This is a genomic window from Insulibacter thermoxylanivorax, from assembly GCF_015472005.1.
GTDB lineage: Bacteria > Bacillota > Bacilli > Paenibacillales > DA-C8 > Insulibacter > Insulibacter thermoxylanivorax.
Genome location: NZ_BMAQ01000005.1, coordinates 1 through 16,933, shown reverse-complemented (window position 1 = coordinate 16,933; position 16,933 = coordinate 1). Strand labels below are relative to the sequence as shown.

The window sequence follows — 16,933 nt, the reverse complement described above, 5'->3', positions numbered from 1 at the left end:
CTTACCAACCCCCTAAGTTTACATTTTCCCAAGGCAGGCGTATGGTCACGCAGGTATAAGCGTCCTTCACGCTGTCGATCGTCAGACCGCTGTCCGGTCCATAATGAAGCTGCAGACGCTTATGTACGTTCTCCAGTCCCAATCCGTTCTTGCTCGCGATGATCGGCGCTTCGGCGGAACCTGCCAGCGCTGCTTGTATATTCGCCAGCAGCGGCGGATCGATCCCCCTTCCGTCATCGCGGATCTCAATGAGCAGCACGCTGCCCTTCTCTACCCAAGCCGTGATCTCGATCTGCACGCTGCCGCCTTTGGGTGCGGCATGATGAACGGCATTCTCAACGATCGGCTGCATGCACATCTTGGGGATCGCATAGGTCATGAGTTCCTGCGGAATATTCTCCTGGAGGCGAATCTGCCCGCCCTCCATGAAGTTCATGAACTTGATATAGTTCCGAATGTTCGTCAGCTCTTCATGCAAGGCGACGGTATCACTCCGCCATTTCATGCTGTAGCGCATCAGCGATCCCAAGGAGACCAAGGCATCGGCAATCACGGGCTGGCGTTCCACTTCGGCCAGCATGCGAATCGACTCCAGGGCATTGTAGAGGAAATGGGAGTTAATCTGGGAGTGCAGGGAGTGCAGTTGGGCGTTTTTGGCGACGAGCTGCTTGTCGATCACTTGCGTCATCAGCCGCTGGATCTCATCCAGCATCGCATTGTAACTGACTGCTACTTCATCGATCTCATCCCCGCTCTCCTGCTCATCCAGATCGATGGCGATCTTCGCATTCAGATCCCCTTCCCGCACGCGGCGCATCGAAGCGAGAACGCCGTCGAGGCGGCGGAAGATCCGGCGCATCGTATGGGAGACGAGCAGCAGCATCAACAACAGCACCGTACAGGTGATCGCGATAACAAGCGCATACATATTCCGCGGGCCTTGCATCAGCACCTGGTGGGAAGCGATATCGGCGACATAGGCATTCAGCGGCGCTATATAGCGATAGACGGCATAATAGATCTGGTCTGCCACTTCCGCTTTCACCGGATCTTCTGTCTGCAGTACATCCATCTCCTTGTGGAGCGCCTTCAGAATATTGCCAAGATCACGGTCAGCATGTTGGACAAACGGATGGGCGGGGTCGTAGATCGCTCGCTCAGGATTTACACCGTCGAGCACCACAGTGAACCAATTCCCGCCGTTTGCCTCGAGCAGATCGTAGAACAGTTTGCTGTGCGGAATACGAATCTCCATCATCGTCGGATGGTGCTCCGTCCCTCTCAGACGCACTAAGCGATAGTAGGCCATCGTCTGTTCGCCGTCTTGGAGGGCAAACAGCCGGTACGCCGCCCCTCCTTCTTCCCGCAGTACCTGCCAGAAATCCTGCGGCTCGAACCGCTCATAATGATAGATCTCCGGCCAGATCTCATGGAGATCGGGATTATCCACGTAGAAGCTGAGCGCTTCGATCATCTCAAGACTGCGAATGATATTATGCATATGTTCATATTCATTCTGCCTGAATCTCACCAAACGGAGACCGTCCTCACGCATATTCGAGTGGATGAAATCGAGGAAGGCTTTCTGCGCCAGCGCCATTGAGGAAACGCTTTCAATCATGTTCATCCTGCTTCGTATCTGTTCGTTCAAGCGGGAAACATGGCTGTTGGCAGCAGTCATCGCATCCTTGTAGATCTGCATCTCTTGGGTGCGAATGAACAGGAACGATACCAGGATCGCAGGTATGACGATCAACCCGCTGAAGGCAATGAACAGCTTCTGTGAGATCGGTGATCTGCGATACAGTTTCTTCAGAACCGCCAGTCCCCTCATGGCTATGCCTCCTCGTTGCCTTCTGCCTCCCCTTCACCTGTAATATACCATATCCTGCTTCGCACTCGCTATTAGGAAAGCCGCAGCCGCTGCAGAACGAGGGATACCGGCCGCCTATACAGGCAGCCGGTTTTCGTGAATGGCTGGAATTTGCTTCATCGGTTTCATAGGCTTCTCATCGGATCAGCTTCAACCGCTTAATCCGCCATTTTCGCTTTGCGCAGATCCAGTTCTGCTTGCCGGTACTCCATGATCTCCTGGAAGCCGTATGCATCCCGGCGATCGAGGAAGTCTTGGAAGATCTTATCGAAGGTCGCTTCATCCTTCGCCGTAATCAGCTCCGGCATGACTTCTTCCCAATTCTGAGAGATGCGCATCCAAGCGACAGCGATATCCGAATCCCCTGTCGGATCCAGGTTCTTGTAGATGCCGCCGTCGATATCAGCATACTGGTTCGCGAAGTCTTCCATCTGTTTGATGACGGGCGCCTTCTCCGGACGCCATTGGTTGACGATGACGGGATTACGCAGCATCCAATAAGTATCCATAACGCCGTATTCTTTTTCCAACTTCTCAATATCGTTCTCCAACAGTTCTACTAATTCGGGCTTCAACTGCGGCTTGCCGTCTACCATATCCCAGGTCACGCCTTCCTTGCCCAGGAACAGATCCCGCTGCCCTTCCTCGCTCACCAGATAGGTCAGGAAGCGAATGGCTCGCTCAGGATGTTTGGTGGACTTGCTGACCATCGTCACCATCCAGCCGTCCATGTTGCCGGGGAACAGTTTCGCCGGTTCGCCCTTGCTGTTCCGCGGACCATCAACAGCGATATAGTAGGAATCCGGATGTTCGCTGGCTGCCAGCATCGGGTTCACCGCCGTCATTCCTGTCCATTCCCGGATCATCATGAAGTAGCGGGCGTTGTTCGTCTTCTCTTCGACTTGGGTATCGGAGTCGACGAGGAAGTCCACGTTAATGAGACCGCGCTCATAAGCGGTGCGGAAAGTCTTCAGCCAAGTGATATAGTCCGGATCAGTGAGCCGGTCATAGACTTTGCCGTCCTTCTCATGCGGCACGGCTAACAGGTTCTGCAGGTACTCCGTCATGCCGTATGGGACATTGCCCTGTGCGAAGAATGGGCTGATCGGCTGGCCTTTGTACTCGGAGTATTCGTCCTTAAGCAGCTGCAACGCATTGAGGAAGCCTTCCGGCGTCGTCAGGTCCGGGCGCCCCATATCTTCGTACAGGTCCTTGCGCACGAGGAACGTCTGGTTCGCTGCGGTCATGCCCGTTTCGCGCATTAAGTTCGGGCTGTAGGAATCGTTCGGGATCGCATAGGTGTTGCCGTCGGGCTGACGGTACCACTTCAGCGTGCCGTCCCCTGCTACTTTGAAGAAATAAGGATCATATTGTTCGGCCAGTTCATTCAGAGCATAGACATGGCCGCCTTCCCATAACTTCTTAACGGCATTCTCCCAGGAGCCAAGCGTGATGATGTCCGGCAGCTGCCCCGTCGTCATCATCAATGTGATGAATTCGTTGGCATCACCAGACGGCACTTCGATGTTCACATGCACGCCTGTTTTCTCTGTGATGTACTGGGAGACCAGGTTATCCCCCCAAGTGTGGCCATACCAGGATGCACCTACGAACCAGGTGAGTTCCACCGGACTTGTATCCAGCTTCCACGCCGGTTCATCAGGATTCAGTTCCACCACTGCCGGTGTGTCATTCTGTGAACCTGGACCGGAGTCTTGCGACCGAGTGTTCTTCTGATTGTTGGACATGCAGGCAGCGAGGCTCAAGACCAGGATCAGAGCCATGAGGACTGATGCGCTTCGCTGTAAGTGTTGTCGCTTCATGTTAAGACCATCCTTTCTTCATAGCTATCATACTTTCTATAAAGTTCTGATATAGAGACTCATATGCTTCTGCCTGGCTCTCCGAGCTCATCAAGGCTTCCGCATATGAAAGCTGATGAACGATGAGCTTACCCTTTGATCGCCCCGATCATCACACCTTTCACCAGATAGCGCTGGATGAACGGATAGACCAATAAGATCGGAAGCGTGGCTACCATCATCGAAGCGAACTTGATCGAATTGCCCGGAAGCCGCGCGCCGAACTGCGCCATCGCTTGCTGCTGCATGAAGGTCATGGAATTCTCCGCGATGATTTTATACAGCAGAGTCTGCAGCGGCAGCAGTTCCGGTGAACGGATGTAGATTACTCCCTGATAGTAATCGTTCCAGTGATAGACCGCCGAGAACAGGGCGATGGTCGCGATCACCGCCTTGCTGTTCGGGAAGACGATTCGAAACAGCACCCCGTAGTCCGAAGCGCCGTCGACCTTCGCCGACTCTTCCAGTTCAGCGGGAATCGTACGGAAGAAACTCATGAAGATGACCATATTGAAAAAAGTGTAGAGCCCCGGGATGATGAACACTAGAAAATTATTGTAAAGACCCAGTTTCACCATCAGTATAAAGGTCGGGATGAGCCCGCCCGAGAATAACATCGTTATCAATGCGATCTTCATATACACCTTGCGGCCGATCAGATAGGTTTTGCTCATGCCGTAGGCGACAATCGCGGTAAACAGCACATGGGTTGTCGTACCGATCAATGTGCGCATCGTGGTGATGAAGAATCCATTCATGAGATTGTTGTCATTGAAGACGACGCTGTAACTCGCCAGCGAGAATTCCTTCGGCCACCAATTCACCGTACCGAGCAAAGCCTGTTCAGGTGCGTTCAAGGAGTTCACGAAGACGAACCACATCGGGTACAGCGTGACGAAACAAACCGCCAGCATCAGCAGCGTGTTGAAGATCTCGAAGATTCCAATTCGTCTCAGACGCTTCACCTTGTTCATCAACGTCTCCCTCCCATCAGAAAATCCCCTCGCCGGTCAAACGCTTCGACACCTGATTCGCCAGCAAGAGCAGTCCCAGCGCAACGATCGATCTCGCGAAGAGAACCGCCGTGGAGAAGGAATGCCTTCCGGAGACAAGCCCCATGTTGTAGATAAACAGGTCGATGCTCTCCGCCATTCTCAGGTTCATATTGTTCTTCAGCATGAAGATCTGATCGAAGTTGCTGCCGAGCAGGCCGCTGACGGCCAGGATGAACAAGATGGCGATCGTCGGCCGAATGCTTTGAAGGGTGATGTGCCACATCTTCTGCCAGCGGTTCGCCCCATCCAGCTCTGCTGCCTCATACAAGGCCGGATCGATGCCGGAGATGGCCGCGATGTAGATAATCGCATTCCATCCGGTCTCTTTCAGCGTATCGGAGAAATAGGTAATCCACCAAAAATACTTCGGCTCACTGATATACAAAATCTCTCGATCCTGCAGCCCCAAGCCCATCATAATCTGGTTGACCACACCGCCTTCGCCGAGCCAGTTCAGCGTGATCCCGCCGAAGATCGTCCAGGCGATAAAGTGCGGCAGATACGAGATCGTCTGCACGGTGCGTTTAAACCGGATGCTCTGGATCTCGTTCAACAGCAGTGCGAATAGGATCGGGATCGGGAAGCCCAGCACCAGCTTGATCGTGCTCATCCCTAAGGTGTTGCGGAGCGAGCGCCAGAAGCGTTCATCCGTTAGAAATTCCTCAAAGTGCTTAAAACCTACAAAAGGAGATTCAAACAACGGTTTGGCAATGTTGTAGTCCATAAATGCGATGATCAACCAAAACATCGGGATATAACAGAAGATGAACATCCACACGATGCCCGGGATCACCATACTCTGAAGCTGCCACTGTTTTAAAAAGGCTTTCAAGCGTCCCGTGGTTTTCGACATCTTTTGCGCCCTCCTCACTCCCATCGTAGTCGATCTGGAGCCGGGAAAAAAAGGGCATGATTTTTGACCTTATCCCAAAATTTTGGATCCCTGTTGACCGCGGCGGAAGATGCATTATGCTGAAGTTGAATATGCTGGCATTGAATATGTTGGAACTGGATATGTTGGAACTGGATATGTTGGGGCTGGGGAGTGAAAGGAATGATCAAGATGGACAAACTCGTGTGGAAGCAGGAATTTACAAAGGGGACCAAAGATCTTAGGGAATGGAATATTCGCCTCGGCAATGACTTGCTTGATCAGGACGGCAATCCCGTCATGCCGGGCTGGGGAAATGGTGAGTTGCAATACTACACAGGAGAAACGGCGAACTTATATATTGATGACCAAGGATTGAACCTGCGCGCGCAGCGCGAGCTTGTCGAGCAGGATGGCCGGCAATTCCAATATACATCTGCCCGCATCGATACGAAAGATCACATGGCCTTCTGCTACGGCCGGCTGATCGTCCGAGCTAAGCTGCCGGCGGGGCAAGGGCTATGGCCGGCGATTTGGCTGCTCCCGCAGGATCAAGCCTACGGCCCTTGGCCGGCTTCCGGCGAGATCGATATCATGGAGGCGCGCGGCCGCCTGCCCAAGGTCGTATTAGGCACACTGCATTACGGGAAGGACTGGGAGCACAAAGTCGTTGATGAGCATGCCTATGAGTTTTCCGAAGGAACGATTGAGACCTTCCACGATTATGCGCTGGAATGGGATGAGAAGTCCATCCGCTGGCTCGTCGATGGTCACTGCTATGCTGAACGCCCTCTCGAACCCGGGATGCCCTTTGACAAGCCCTTCTATCTCGTGCTCAATCTGGCTGTTGGCGGTTGGCTTGATCCCGTTCCCGTGGATGATACCGCCCTGCCCGCGGTCATGACCGTCAGCGGAATCTGGCTGTACCAGTAATCGGTCCCGTGAGGACGGCATACGGCGCCGACACACGGGCTGAATTCGCTTCTTTGTGCTGAGACGATATTATTTGTCGGCTCACATGTGGATCGGCCTCTTTACAAACTGAGACGATATTTTTTGTCGACTTACCGGCCGATCCGCCTCCTTCATTCGCTGAGACGACACTATTTGTTGATTCACGTGCGATTTCACTGCTTCGCGGGCTGAAACGACACTTTTTGTCGGCTCACATGCGACTTCCCTTCTTCGCATGCCGAATCAACACTTTATATCGACTCACGCGCCATTCCACCCTTACGCCTGCCGAATCAACACTTTATATCGTCTCAGATGCCGAATTAGCCTCTCCACATCCTGAGTCGTACTAAGTTGAGCCGACCTTCTATCATCTCACGGCCGACTCAAGCCCAAATCTGCTTCTTCCAGCGCCGTGCCAAGTCTCAATTCTATCCCCGCAGAAGCCGTACTAATCGATCCGCATACAGATCCAGCCACATCGTCATCGCATAGAGATAATGGATCTGATCAATGACAATCTGTTCATCGTCGATGCCTTCCCAATAACGCCCCAGAAAATGCATGACCACATCCAAACGGCGAAGCAGCAGCAGATCTGGAATGCAGGCAATCTCTTCAGGAGTCAGTTCGATATAACGGCGATATCCCGCGAGATAGGCTTCGATCTGTTGCAGACTTCTTCCCTCCCGACTGACGTCCTGACCGCGGCGGATCAGATCGGAGATGAAAACCGCCGGCTCCATAACCCTTAAATCGACCGTAACGAATTCAAAATCCAGGACAGCGGTAATCGAACCGGTATCATCTGCCAATGCGTTGGAAGCATTGAGATCACCGTGGATCAACTGATGCGGCAGCTGTTTCATCAGCTCCAGCCGGCGTTGCAAAGGCTCAACCACCTTCACGATCGAGGCGAGAGCTTGTCTAAGATCCGGCGCAGCAAATGATTCCGAAGGTTGATGACAGAACTTGATGAATGTCTGAAGATCACACTTCGGATGGGCCTGCTCGATCTCGTAATAAGGCGGATACACCGGCGGCTGGTCCGGGTTCACCTTGCTGAGTGCCTGCGATAACAGCGCCGTCGTCTCGCCGAACTGCGTGATCTGAGCAGCATCTTGCAGCTGAGGCGGCCGTCCTTCCATGTAATGGAACATCGCTGCCAATTTTCCTTCTGAAGTGCGTACCACCGTTTCCCCATTTGCAGCCGTCAACGGCAGCGGCACGCGAAAGGACAGATCCTGCTTCGCCAAAGCCAGCAGCACTTGATGTTCATACGTGACTTTTGAGATCTCACGGTGGGTTTCATAGATTCGCAGGACATATCGTCTCCCTGCTCGTTCGATAAACCTCGTTGTATTATTCACGCCGCTGCCCCGCAGATGAAGTTCTCGCCAATCTCCTTCCGGAAAAAAAGCTTCGACAACACTTAACATTTCATGCTCAATGGTTTTGTCGTCTCTTCTTTCCTCCTGATCCTTTTCTCCTTCGATATATGTTTCATCTGCTATGCTATTTCTCTGATCATGTTCTCGCTCCGTATATGCTCGTTTCTCTTGTTCGCTGAATGCTGACTTATCGTTTTCTTGTTCGATCTGACTCACCTTGGACTCTCCTTTAATAGATCCTTCTTTACTCTAAACCAAAACATTCTGCTGCCTTCGATATCCTTACGCTGCTTGAACCTTATGTGCGATTATACTACAAGTCATCCTGCGGCGAAATGTGCGGTAAAGTTGTCCCGCTTGCCGAGTCATCGCGCTGATCAGCAGCATAGGAATAAACCAGGTTCCGCACCGCAGGAACCATCCTGAACGAAACCACTCCAGAGAGGATGACCGCTGCTATGATCACGATCAGCCTGTGCATGATCGTCAAAGATGAAGAAGAAGTGCTTGCCCGCTGCTTGGACAGTGTGAAAGATATCGTCGACGAGATCATCATCGTCGATACGGGGTCAACGGACCGCACCGTGGAGATCGCTAAGCGTTACACGGACCGTATCTATCATTTCCCGTGGACGGGTAGTTTCTCTGAAGCGCGAAACCATGCTTTTTCTTATGCCACGATGCAGTACACGCTGTATCTAGATGCCGATGATGTGATCTTGGAGGAAGATCGGAAGAAGTTTCTGGAACTCAAAAAAACCTTAGACCCCGCCGTAGATTCTGTCTCGATGTATTACAATGCCGGCCTGGACGATCACGGCAATGTCACCCTTCGCTACCGGCGAAACCGTCTTGTTAAGACATCCCGGCGCTTCCAATGGCGCGGCGACGTGCACAATTATCTGGAAGTCAGCGGCTACATCATCAATTCCGACGTCGCGATCAGCCATATGAAAACCCGGCACAAAGTCGGACGGAACCTGCAGATCTACGAGAAAAAAATCGCCCGCGGCGATGTCTTCACACCCAGGGATTATTTTTATTACGGCAATGAGCTGAGGGAAAACGGCCGCTACCAAGAAGCGATCGAAGCCTACGAGAACAATTTAAAACTCACCGAAGGCTGGATCGAAGATAAGATCTATGCCTGCATCTACATGGCGGATTGCTACAGGCATTTGGGCAATATGCAGAAAGAACTCACCTCCTTATATCGCTCCTTCGAGTACGGCAAACCCAGAGCAGAGGCAGTCAGCCGCATCGGTTACTGCTATTTCCGGAAACAGGATTATCGAACGGCGATTTTCTGGTATGATCTGGCGACCCGCTTGCCGGCAGAGAGCGAGCAATGGAGCTTCAGCTTCCCCGCCTATTGGACATGGTATCCCCATCTGCATATGTGCATCTGTTACTACCGACTCGGAGATTACAAAAAAGCTTATTACCACAATGAAGAAGCGAGAAAATACCGCCCCAACGACCGCCATATCCTGCAAAACAAATCCCTCTTAGAGGAAAAACTGCAGCTGAAGAGCGACTCAGAGCAGCAGCCCTAACAAGTACAACACAACAGAGCGAATCAAAATCCAAGCGCAACATCAACAAAAAGACCCTGTACCTGCAGCGGAAGCCCCTTCAGGGGCGGCACCGCTAAGCGTACAGGGTTCAATCTTCACTTACTCTTCCGTTGTAAATGGGGAAGCCGGAAGACCTTCCCGGTTATACAGATTGGCCTTCAGCGGATTGTCCGCCCATGCGTATCTCACGTGAACCGGCTCCTTGATCTCGTCATGAGTCACGACAACGGTATCCCCATCGATTACTGCTTCAGCAGGATGGAAAACGCCGTCCGTTCCGCAGACCGCAAAGCCCCCCAGCTTGCCGCCGCGCGCTGTCAGGCCGCTGCCGACGTGATCGAACTTGATGCGCAGGGCTGAACCTTCCCGCACCATGCCGGCATAGATCGGCCCGCTGTAGACGAGATCTTCGCCGTACACGAGCTTCCGCGCGCACAGGGCCATGCGCTCGCCGACGGTTCGTTTATCCTGCGGGTGGATATCATTGTATTCGCCGGCATCGATCGTGATCGCCATCGCTGTGTGCGGTACGGACAAGCATTTTAGCTGTTCTTGTCTAAAACGAGCCCACAGGCTGTCCGGCTGGATGACTGCGGAATACCCGAAGTTCGGGAGCTGTGCATAGATCACAGGCAGATCCTCGATCTGCCAATTGCCCCGCCAATCCTGCACCATCGCCGCGAACAGATCGCGATACCCTTCGGGTGTATGGGTATTGGATTCACCTTGATACCACAGAACGCCTCTGATGCGATAATGACGCAGCGGCGCGATCATGCCGTTAAACAAGCCTGTCGGTTTGTATTGGAAGAAGGTTTGCGGCTCAAGCTGCGGCATCACCTTGCCGATGCGCCAGCGCCATTCTCCCGTCAGCTCCAGCTCCTGTCCATTGGCGATGATCTTGTACGGCATATCCTTGATAAACTCGCCCCTGTTGTGGGTGCTGATCACGCGAACGGCAATCGTGTTCTTGCCCTCTTTCAACACCCCTTCAGGGATCGTATAACGCCGCGGCGGGTATTGGTAAGCCGTGCTGCCAACATGTACTCCGTTCACATAGGTATCATCGGCATCCACGATGGTACCCAGCTTGAGCTTCGCCTCAGAACCCGCCATCGAGGCAGGCAGTTCAAATTCCTTGCGGAACCATACCGCGCCGCGCACGTGCTCCAGCTCGCCTTCCCAGCGATTCGGAACGATGAAGCGCTGCCATTCGCTCGTATCGAGTTCAGCTTCGTGCCAGCCTTCGGCTCGCCCTATATCGCCTTGATTCAAAGCCATATACCATTCATGATTTCGTTCTTGATCACGCTTCTGTACGGAAGCGATATAATTGTCATCCCGACATTTCTGAATTTCCGATGCATATCTAAGATCATGCGCCAGCAGCGACTGCTCGCTCATCCACGCTTCGATCGGCGTCCCTCCGATGGCTGTGCGGATCAGACCGATCGGCACCTGATACTGCTGATACAACGCGCGGGCGAAGAACATGCCGACTGCGCTGAAGTCCAACAGCTGATCCGGCGTGGCTGCATACCACTTGCCGTCGGTAACTTCCTCTTGAGGCCCATGGAAGTTATACACCATCGGCACCGTAAAATGTCGCACTTGCGGCAGATCAATCGTACGCACATCATCGGCCAGAAGATCCAGCGTGCGATTAACCGGCAGTTCCATATTCGATTGACCGCCCAAGACCCACACGTCGCCTATGAGAATATCTCGTATCACGCGCTCTTCATCTGCCGTGATGACCATCTCATGCGGTCCGCCGGCGGGCAGATCCTTCAGGGTGATCCGCCACCAGCCGTGTTCATCCGCCTGCGTGCGGTATTCCTCTCCCATGAAACTCACTCGGACTTCGCGATTCGCTTCCGTCCGTCCCCATATCGGCACCTCAGCATGGCGCTGCAGGACCATCCCGTCGCTGAGTAAACTCGATAAGATCATGTTCGATTCCCCCTGGTACCTGTTCTCCGTCTGCTTCTTCGCTCATCGAGTAAGAATCTTCGAATCAGTTCATCACAGTTTATCGCTTTCGCGTCATCGTTACCTCAACCGTCATATCTTCATCGTATCGCGAATGCTGCAGCGGAGCTACCCGTGGTTGTATAGTTTTTTGTTTACCAATGCTTCATAAGGATCTCAACATAACGTTCCAGATGGACGCGATCTACCTGGTCAAAACGCGATAATACCGGACTGTCAATATCCAGCACCCCAACGACCTCACCCTGATGGATCATCGGCACGACAATCTCGGAGCGGGAAGCCGCATCGCAAGCGATATGCCCGGGGAACTGGTCTACATCATCGACGAGGATGGTCTCCTTGCGCTCTGCAGAAGTTCCGCAGACGCCTTTGCCCAGTGGAATACGAACACAGGCAGGCAGCCCTTGGAAGGGACCGAGGACGAGTTCCTCTCCTTCCATCAGGTAAAACCCTGCCCAGTTCACCTCATCCAGAAATTGATAGAGGAGGGCGGAAGCATTCGCCAGATTGGCGATCCGATTCGTCTCCCCCTCCAGAAGAGCTTCCAGCTGACGAAACAGCAGCTCGTAGTTTTCCTCTCTTGTTCGGTTGTATTCAACTCTCTCGAAGGCGGTCACTCCCGCTCACTCCTCTGATAGGATCTTCTCATAGGATCTTCTGATCTGATAGGATCTATAGGAAAGTTAGAATCTCTTCATCTTATATCAATCCGTCATTATCTCTTCAACGGCTCGTTATCCGAGAAGAGGTCCGGATCTTCCTTCAGCATCTCCGTCAGAATCTCCGTTGTCTTAACCGCATCACAGACGAGCATCTTCGCATCCCCGAAACGAGCGCGATACAGGGCGCCTCCTTCTTCCAGCACACCTTCAACCTTCCAGAAGTGCTCGGACCAAGGCGTTGCCGTATGTCTGCGCGAAGGAACCGGTATCTCCGTACCATCAGGCAGTACAGTATACAGCATCTCGTGGTCATCGGTGAGACGTCCAGGGATATCAACCCATTCCTCGATGCCGTGGATGAAGGTATTGCGCCGCAGATCGACGCCGATCAGGAGAATCTGCGCCTTGCGATCCAGCAGCTTGCCGTAGGCGGAGTTGCGATGGCAAGGCGTATCCCATAGCTCAGCACCGGCCGTGAACTCGGCAGCATCCTTACCCAGCGCGGCAACCGAGTGCGTCGGATGCCAGGAACGGATAACGCCCGGACGCTTGCGGAACAGTTCCGGCAGGATGCCGACACAGACTTCCGAAGTTTCAACGTAGAATTTCGGATTCTTGGCATTAATATAAGACCAGGTATGGGTAGGCAGTACGAGCAGACCATCCTTCATGTATTCGGACAGCGCATCGAGCACCGTATCTGCTCCCCCCTCCACTGGTCCGATACTTTTCATAGAGGAATGCACCTTGATCGTTCCCTTGGGATTGATCTTCGCTTCTTCAAGATGCTTGATGAGATCTTCTTTGGTATACATTTTTCCCCTCCACTATTGTGATGATGAGTGATTAGCCAAATCCATTATAGCCTGTCTTCACAACGAACGTCCATGGATAGATAGTGAATGGAAAGTAAGGCGATACTTTTCCAGATTTTGCGGCAAACTATTCCTAATCTGTTTATTGAATGGTTCGTTACGATTAATCCTGATATGGAGGGATCTGCAAGATAATGGATCAGAAGAATGAGATGGAATACGGAAGGGATTACAAATATATCCCCAGTCTGCCGAGTTATCGCTGGATGCACACGCCGGGGCATTCTCCGGGGCATGTGTCCCTCTTCCGGGAATCGGACCGCACTCTCATCGCCGGCGATGCCTTCGTCACCGTCAGACAAGACTCGCTATACAAGGTGCTGACGCAGCAGAAGGAGATCAACGGGCCGCCGCGGTACCTGACGACGGACTGGCAGGCCGCCAAGGAATCTGTGAAGCGCCTGGCCGCCTTGAAGCCGGCTTATGCGGTCATGGGTCACGGCCCGCCTATGTAAGGAGAAGAATTAGAGAGCGGCCTCATCCGCTTAGTCAGGGAGTTCGACCGCATCGCCATTCCAGACTATGGGAGATATGTGAAGCATTAAAAAGAGCCACACCAGCAATATGTTCATGGATAAACTTATATACCGACGGTGACGCTTATTCCTCTCTTGTCCCCCCTTGCATCCTTGCATCCTTGTATCCTTGTATACAAGGATACAAGGGTAGGAAAGGACAACATTACGCTCCTATAAGAAAAACCTTGGTTGGCATAAAACCAATCAAGGCGAGGATGAAGTGATATTTGTTGATATTTGTTGATATTTGTTGATATTTGTTCTTAGTCTTTTTCAGTCGGCCAGCTAAACTCGTTCCACCTCGAATCCAAGATCTTCGATCATCTGATGATCCACCGATGCTTCCTGACCATCGGTTGTCAGATAGTCCCCGATGAAGATCGAATTCGCCGCATAGAGACCCAGTGCCTGCAGTGAACGCAAGTTGACCTCGCGGCCGCCTGAGATTCGGATTTCCTTTGACGGATTAATATATCGCATCAAAGCCAGCACTTTCAAACATTTCTGCGGTGTCAGTTCTCGCTTATCTTCCAACGGGGTTCCTGGGATCGGGTTAAGGAAGTTGACCGGAATCGAATCCGCATCAAGTTCGCGGAGCGCATAGGCCATCTCGACGATTTCCTCATCGGTTTCGCCCATGCCCACGATGACCCCGGAACAAGGAGACATCCCCGACGCCTTAACTTGGTTCACCGTATCCACCCGATCCTCGTATGTATGAGTCGTCGTAATATTGGCATAATGGGACTGGCTCGTATTTAGATTATGGTTGTAACGGTCCACGCCTGCTTCCTTCAAGCGCTTCGCTTGATCATCTCTCAGAATGCCTAGACATGCACAAATCTTAAGCGGCATCGTCTCCTTAATCTCTTTCACCGCACTGATCACTTGATCCAATTCCCGATCTGTAGGACCTCTCCCGCTTGCGACGATGCAATACGTGCCCGCTTGTAATTCCATCGCTTTTCTCGCCCCGTCAACGAGTGTGTCCTTATCCAGCAAGGGATATTTTTGAATCGGTGCCTTCGAGATGATCGATTGCGAGCAATAACCGCAGTCCTCCGGGCACAGGCCGCTCTTTGCATTAACGATTAAGTTGAGCTTTACCTTGTTGCCGTAGTAATGTTTGCGTATCCGATAAACGGCTTGCATCAAAGGCAGCAACTCATCCTGATCTGCCTGTAATACGCGCAAGCCTTCCTCTTTGGTCAGCTTATGTCCTTGCAATACTTGATCCGCCAACTGCTCCCAATAATTAGTGATCGTTCGTTCCATGTTTCCCTCCCGCCTAGCTCTAAGCACGATGAAGTTCTGCAGACTTTCTTCCACTTTCTGTATCAAGAGAATATCTGCATTTATTTATGCATCAGCATACCGGATCTTCCCACGTTATTCAATCCTTTTGTGTGATTTTTGTTAGCTTAATAGAGGTTAAGACTTTCTTGAAGATTTTCGTTAATAGCATTTGCCCATAAGATTATAGAATGTCTCTCAAACATGTTCTATTAACTTAGCGCCAGAATTCACTTAATACGGCCTGGTATGTTGCTCGCCCTGTCTCTGACAAATACTTTCGTCGGATAACGCACCGATTTCTCTATACGCAAGTATCCTAGCTACATAGGGACTTTGCTCCTCCCACGATTGGACTCGCTAGAAGATGCTTGCTTAGCTGGGCACACCAGAAAATAAAGCTCCTCCTTGATCCAAATACAAGGGGAGCCAATCATTATAAAGAAGACTTGACTAATTGCAAGATATCTCTGCAATTCTTTATTAAATTATCCTCCTATTTTAGGTTCACTTAATACACTAAATCCAAAATCTAGATATGACTCAAAAGAAATGCATATGCACCAATTAACGTCTTTCAGAACAAAATAGTGGTGTTGTGGAATTCCTAATAAATAATCAATATGCTGATCTATGTCTCCTAAGTCAAATTGATATCCATACTCGGTGAGATTGTCTCCCAGGTAAATCACGTTTACGTTATCTTTTAAATATTTCTCTCTTAATTCAACAATGAATTCCTTTGTATCTGCAAATAAAGACTCTTTATTTGATTTCTTGTGATAGTGCATTTCTGTTTGACACCAGTTAATTCTTGATCCATTAAAAGGAAAATGGTGTTCGATCAATTTTATTAATTTATCTATATCTTTTAATACTTTTACTGATTCATATAGATTTCTCATTATTATATATTCAATTAGTTCCTCGTCATATCAAATAAAATAATTCATATTAAAAATAAAAAAACGACCCAACTTCCAGTCAGGTCGTTCCCAGCATCCTATGTTAAATTTCCCGATCTGTCTCTTCTATATTAATGTAGAAACTTTTCCGTATTCATTTCCGCACTCCATCCAGCACCCAACTCTACATCAAGCCGCTCAGTCAGAAACACCGGCGAGGATCGGCATGACCTTGGCAAAGCTGTCGGTAATCACATAATCAGCGAAGCTGTCATATGGCGTAGAACTCTTGTTGATCAGGAAGAAACGGCCGCCCAGATAGTAACGAACCAAGCTGGCCGCAGGCTGTACCGTCAGGGATGTACCGGCGACGATGAGCACATCGGCCTCACGGATGTAATTCACCGCGCGATCCAACAGCTGCATGTCCAATCCTTCCTGATACAAGACGACGTCGGGCTTCACCATTCCGCCGCACTCGCAGCGCGGAACCAAGCCTTCAGAAGCCATCACCTCATCCAAGCTGTGGAAACGCCGGCAATCCAAGCAGTAGTTGCGGTGCACCGACCCGTGCAGTTCCAGGACATTCGTGCTGCCGGCCATCTGATGCAAGCCGTCGATATTTTGAGTGATGATCGCCTTCAATTTACCTTGACGTTCGAGATGCACCAGCGCCTCATGACCTGGATGCGGCTTCGCATGTGGATGGATTAGGTGTTCCTTGTAGAACTTATAGAAGTCCTCCGTATGCGCAAAGAAAAAGTCCCGCGACAAAATCTCCTCCGGCGGAACATTCACGCCGGTATCGGCATTGTACAATCCATCAGCAGAACGGAAGTCTGGAATCCCGCTTTCCGTTGATGTCCCCGCTCCGCCGAAGAACACGATATTGTCACTGTTTCTGATCAACTCGCCCAATGCTTGATAATCCATCATCGCACTCCTCCAATCTCGGGCATTGATGCTTCCTATTATATCAGATCATCCTCCGCCGAACCGCGGCATGGCTTAAAGCAAGTTGCCAAGCAGGGTAAGTGATCATCATTCCCCAAAATAACGGAAGCCAAACTTACATTATTTTAACCTAGATTTCGAAAGTCCA

Annotated in this window: 13 protein-coding genes and 1 pseudogene; 3 read left to right on the top strand and 11 right to left on the bottom strand. The window is 51.3% G+C overall.

Translation table 11 applies throughout. The annotated features are described in order from the left end of the window. Position 1: 1 nt before the first annotated feature. The 4 genes from PRECH8_RS03105 to PRECH8_RS03090 all read right to left on the bottom strand — a co-directional run bounded on the left by PRECH8_RS03105 (position 2) and on the right by PRECH8_RS03090 (position 5,643). Positions 2-1,834, bottom strand: coding sequence for a sensor histidine kinase (locus PRECH8_RS03105; RefSeq protein ID WP_200965626.1), 1,833 nt, complete (start codon positions 1,832-1,834; stop codon positions 2-4). 197 nt (positions 1,835-2,031) lie between these two features. After that, positions 2,032-3,696 (bottom strand): extracellular solute-binding protein, encoded by a 1,665-nt coding sequence (locus tag PRECH8_RS03100; protein WP_200965625.1) that lies wholly within the window; start codon positions 3,694-3,696, stop codon positions 2,032-2,034. 128 nt (positions 3,697-3,824) lie between these two features. Continuing rightward, complete coding sequence (locus PRECH8_RS03095) at positions 3,825-4,709, bottom strand: carbohydrate ABC transporter permease (protein WP_200965624.1); 885 nt, start codon at positions 4,707-4,709, stop codon at positions 3,825-3,827. A gap of 16 nt (positions 4,710-4,725) precedes the next feature. Next, entirely contained in the window at positions 4,726-5,643 is a 918-nt protein-coding gene (locus PRECH8_RS03090; RefSeq protein WP_200965623.1) for an ABC transporter permease, read from the bottom strand. 201 nt (positions 5,644-5,844) lie between these two features. On the opposite strand from PRECH8_RS03090, the gene PRECH8_RS03085 reads away from it, so the two are divergent. Beyond that, positions 5,845-6,594, top strand: coding sequence for a glycoside hydrolase family 16 protein (locus tag PRECH8_RS03085; protein WP_200965622.1), 750 nt, complete (start codon positions 5,845-5,847; stop codon positions 6,592-6,594). Between the two features lie 452 nt (positions 6,595-7,046). Here PRECH8_RS03085 and PRECH8_RS03080 read toward each other — a convergent pair whose 3' ends face one another. Continuing rightward, positions 7,047-8,222: a phosphotransferase gene (locus PRECH8_RS03080; protein WP_200965621.1), complete on the bottom strand. Its 1,176-nt coding sequence runs from the start codon at positions 8,220-8,222 to the stop codon at positions 7,047-7,049. Positions 8,223-8,464: 242 nt separating this feature from the next. On the opposite strand from PRECH8_RS03080, the gene PRECH8_RS03075 reads away from it, so the two are divergent. Next, the gene (locus PRECH8_RS03075; RefSeq protein ID WP_200965849.1) at positions 8,465-9,562 is read left to right on the top strand and encodes a glycosyltransferase; all 1,098 of its coding nucleotides are present in this window, start codon (positions 8,465-8,467) and stop codon (positions 9,560-9,562) included. Between the two features lie 120 nt (positions 9,563-9,682). Here PRECH8_RS03075 and PRECH8_RS03070 read toward each other — a convergent pair whose 3' ends face one another. The 3 genes from PRECH8_RS03070 to PRECH8_RS03060 form a co-directional block, all read right to left on the bottom strand. Next, positions 9,683-11,536, bottom strand: coding sequence for a sialate O-acetylesterase (locus PRECH8_RS03070; protein ID WP_200965620.1), 1,854 nt, complete (start codon positions 11,534-11,536; stop codon positions 9,683-9,685). Positions 11,537-11,709: 173 nt separating this feature from the next. After that, a complete protein-coding gene (gene msrC / locus PRECH8_RS03065) occupies positions 11,710-12,195 on the bottom strand; it encodes a free L-methionine (R)-S-oxide reductase MsrC (RefSeq protein ID WP_276569085.1) in 486 nt (161 codons plus the stop codon). Between the two features lie 98 nt (positions 12,196-12,293). Then, entirely contained in the window at positions 12,294-13,055 is a 762-nt protein-coding gene (locus PRECH8_RS03060; protein WP_200965619.1) for an AAC(3) family N-acetyltransferase, read from the bottom strand. A gap of 251 nt (positions 13,056-13,306) precedes the next feature. Here PRECH8_RS03060 and PRECH8_RS03055 point away from each other — a divergent pair. Beyond that, positions 13,307-13,660, top strand: a pseudogene (locus PRECH8_RS03055) (MBL fold metallo-hydrolase); the annotation flags it as partial. A 258-nt stretch (positions 13,661-13,918) separates the two neighbouring features. On the opposite strand, the gene bioB reads toward PRECH8_RS03055, so the two are convergent. The 3 genes from bioB to PRECH8_RS03040 form a co-directional block, all read right to left on the bottom strand. Further along, on the bottom strand, positions 13,919-14,908 hold the full coding sequence (bioB, locus tag PRECH8_RS03050) for a biotin synthase BioB (RefSeq protein ID WP_200965618.1): 990 nt from the start codon (positions 14,906-14,908) through the stop codon (positions 13,919-13,921). 506 nt (positions 14,909-15,414) lie between these two features. Further along, the gene (locus PRECH8_RS03045) at positions 15,415-15,831 is read right to left on the bottom strand and encodes a rhs-associated protein (protein WP_242457409.1); all 417 of its coding nucleotides are present in this window, start codon (positions 15,829-15,831) and stop codon (positions 15,415-15,417) included. A gap of 198 nt (positions 15,832-16,029) precedes the next feature. Continuing rightward, positions 16,030-16,767: an NAD-dependent protein deacylase gene (locus tag PRECH8_RS03040; RefSeq protein WP_200965617.1), complete on the bottom strand. Its 738-nt coding sequence runs from the start codon at positions 16,765-16,767 to the stop codon at positions 16,030-16,032. Positions 16,768-16,933: the final 166 nt, after the last annotated feature.

Coding starts and splice junctions, on each gene's coding strand:
- bioB (WP_200965618.1), bottom strand. CDS start 14,908: ATGGAACGAACGATCACTAATTATTGGGAGCAGTTGGCGGATCAAGTA.
- PRECH8_RS03090 (WP_200965623.1), bottom strand. CDS start 5,643: ATGTCGAAAACCACGGGACGCTTGAAAGCCTTTTTAAAACAGTGGCAG.
- PRECH8_RS03040 (WP_200965617.1), bottom strand. CDS start 16,767: ATGATGGATTATCAAGCATTGGGCGAGTTGATCAGAAACAGTGACAAT.
- PRECH8_RS03085 (WP_200965622.1), top strand. CDS start 5,845: ATGATCAAGATGGACAAACTCGTGTGGAAGCAGGAATTTACAAAGGGG.
- PRECH8_RS03105 (WP_200965626.1), bottom strand. CDS start 1,834: ATGAGGGGACTGGCGGTTCTGAAGAAACTGTATCGCAGATCACCGATC.
- PRECH8_RS03075 (WP_200965849.1), top strand. CDS start 8,465: ATGATCACGATCAGCCTGTGCATGATCGTCAAAGATGAAGAAGAAGTG.
- PRECH8_RS03100 (WP_200965625.1), bottom strand. CDS start 3,696: ATGAAGCGACAACACTTACAGCGAAGCGCATCAGTCCTCATGGCTCTG.
- PRECH8_RS03070 (WP_200965620.1), bottom strand. CDS start 11,536: ATGATCTTATCGAGTTTACTCAGCGACGGGATGGTCCTGCAGCGCCAT.
- PRECH8_RS03060 (WP_200965619.1), bottom strand. CDS start 13,055: ATGTATACCAAAGAAGATCTCATCAAGCATCTTGAAGAAGCGAAGATC.
- PRECH8_RS03095 (WP_200965624.1), bottom strand. CDS start 4,709: ATGAACAAGGTGAAGCGTCTGAGACGAATTGGAATCTTCGAGATCTTC.
- PRECH8_RS03045 (WP_242457409.1), bottom strand. CDS start 15,831: ATGAGAAATCTATATGAATCAGTAAAAGTATTAAAAGATATAGATAAA.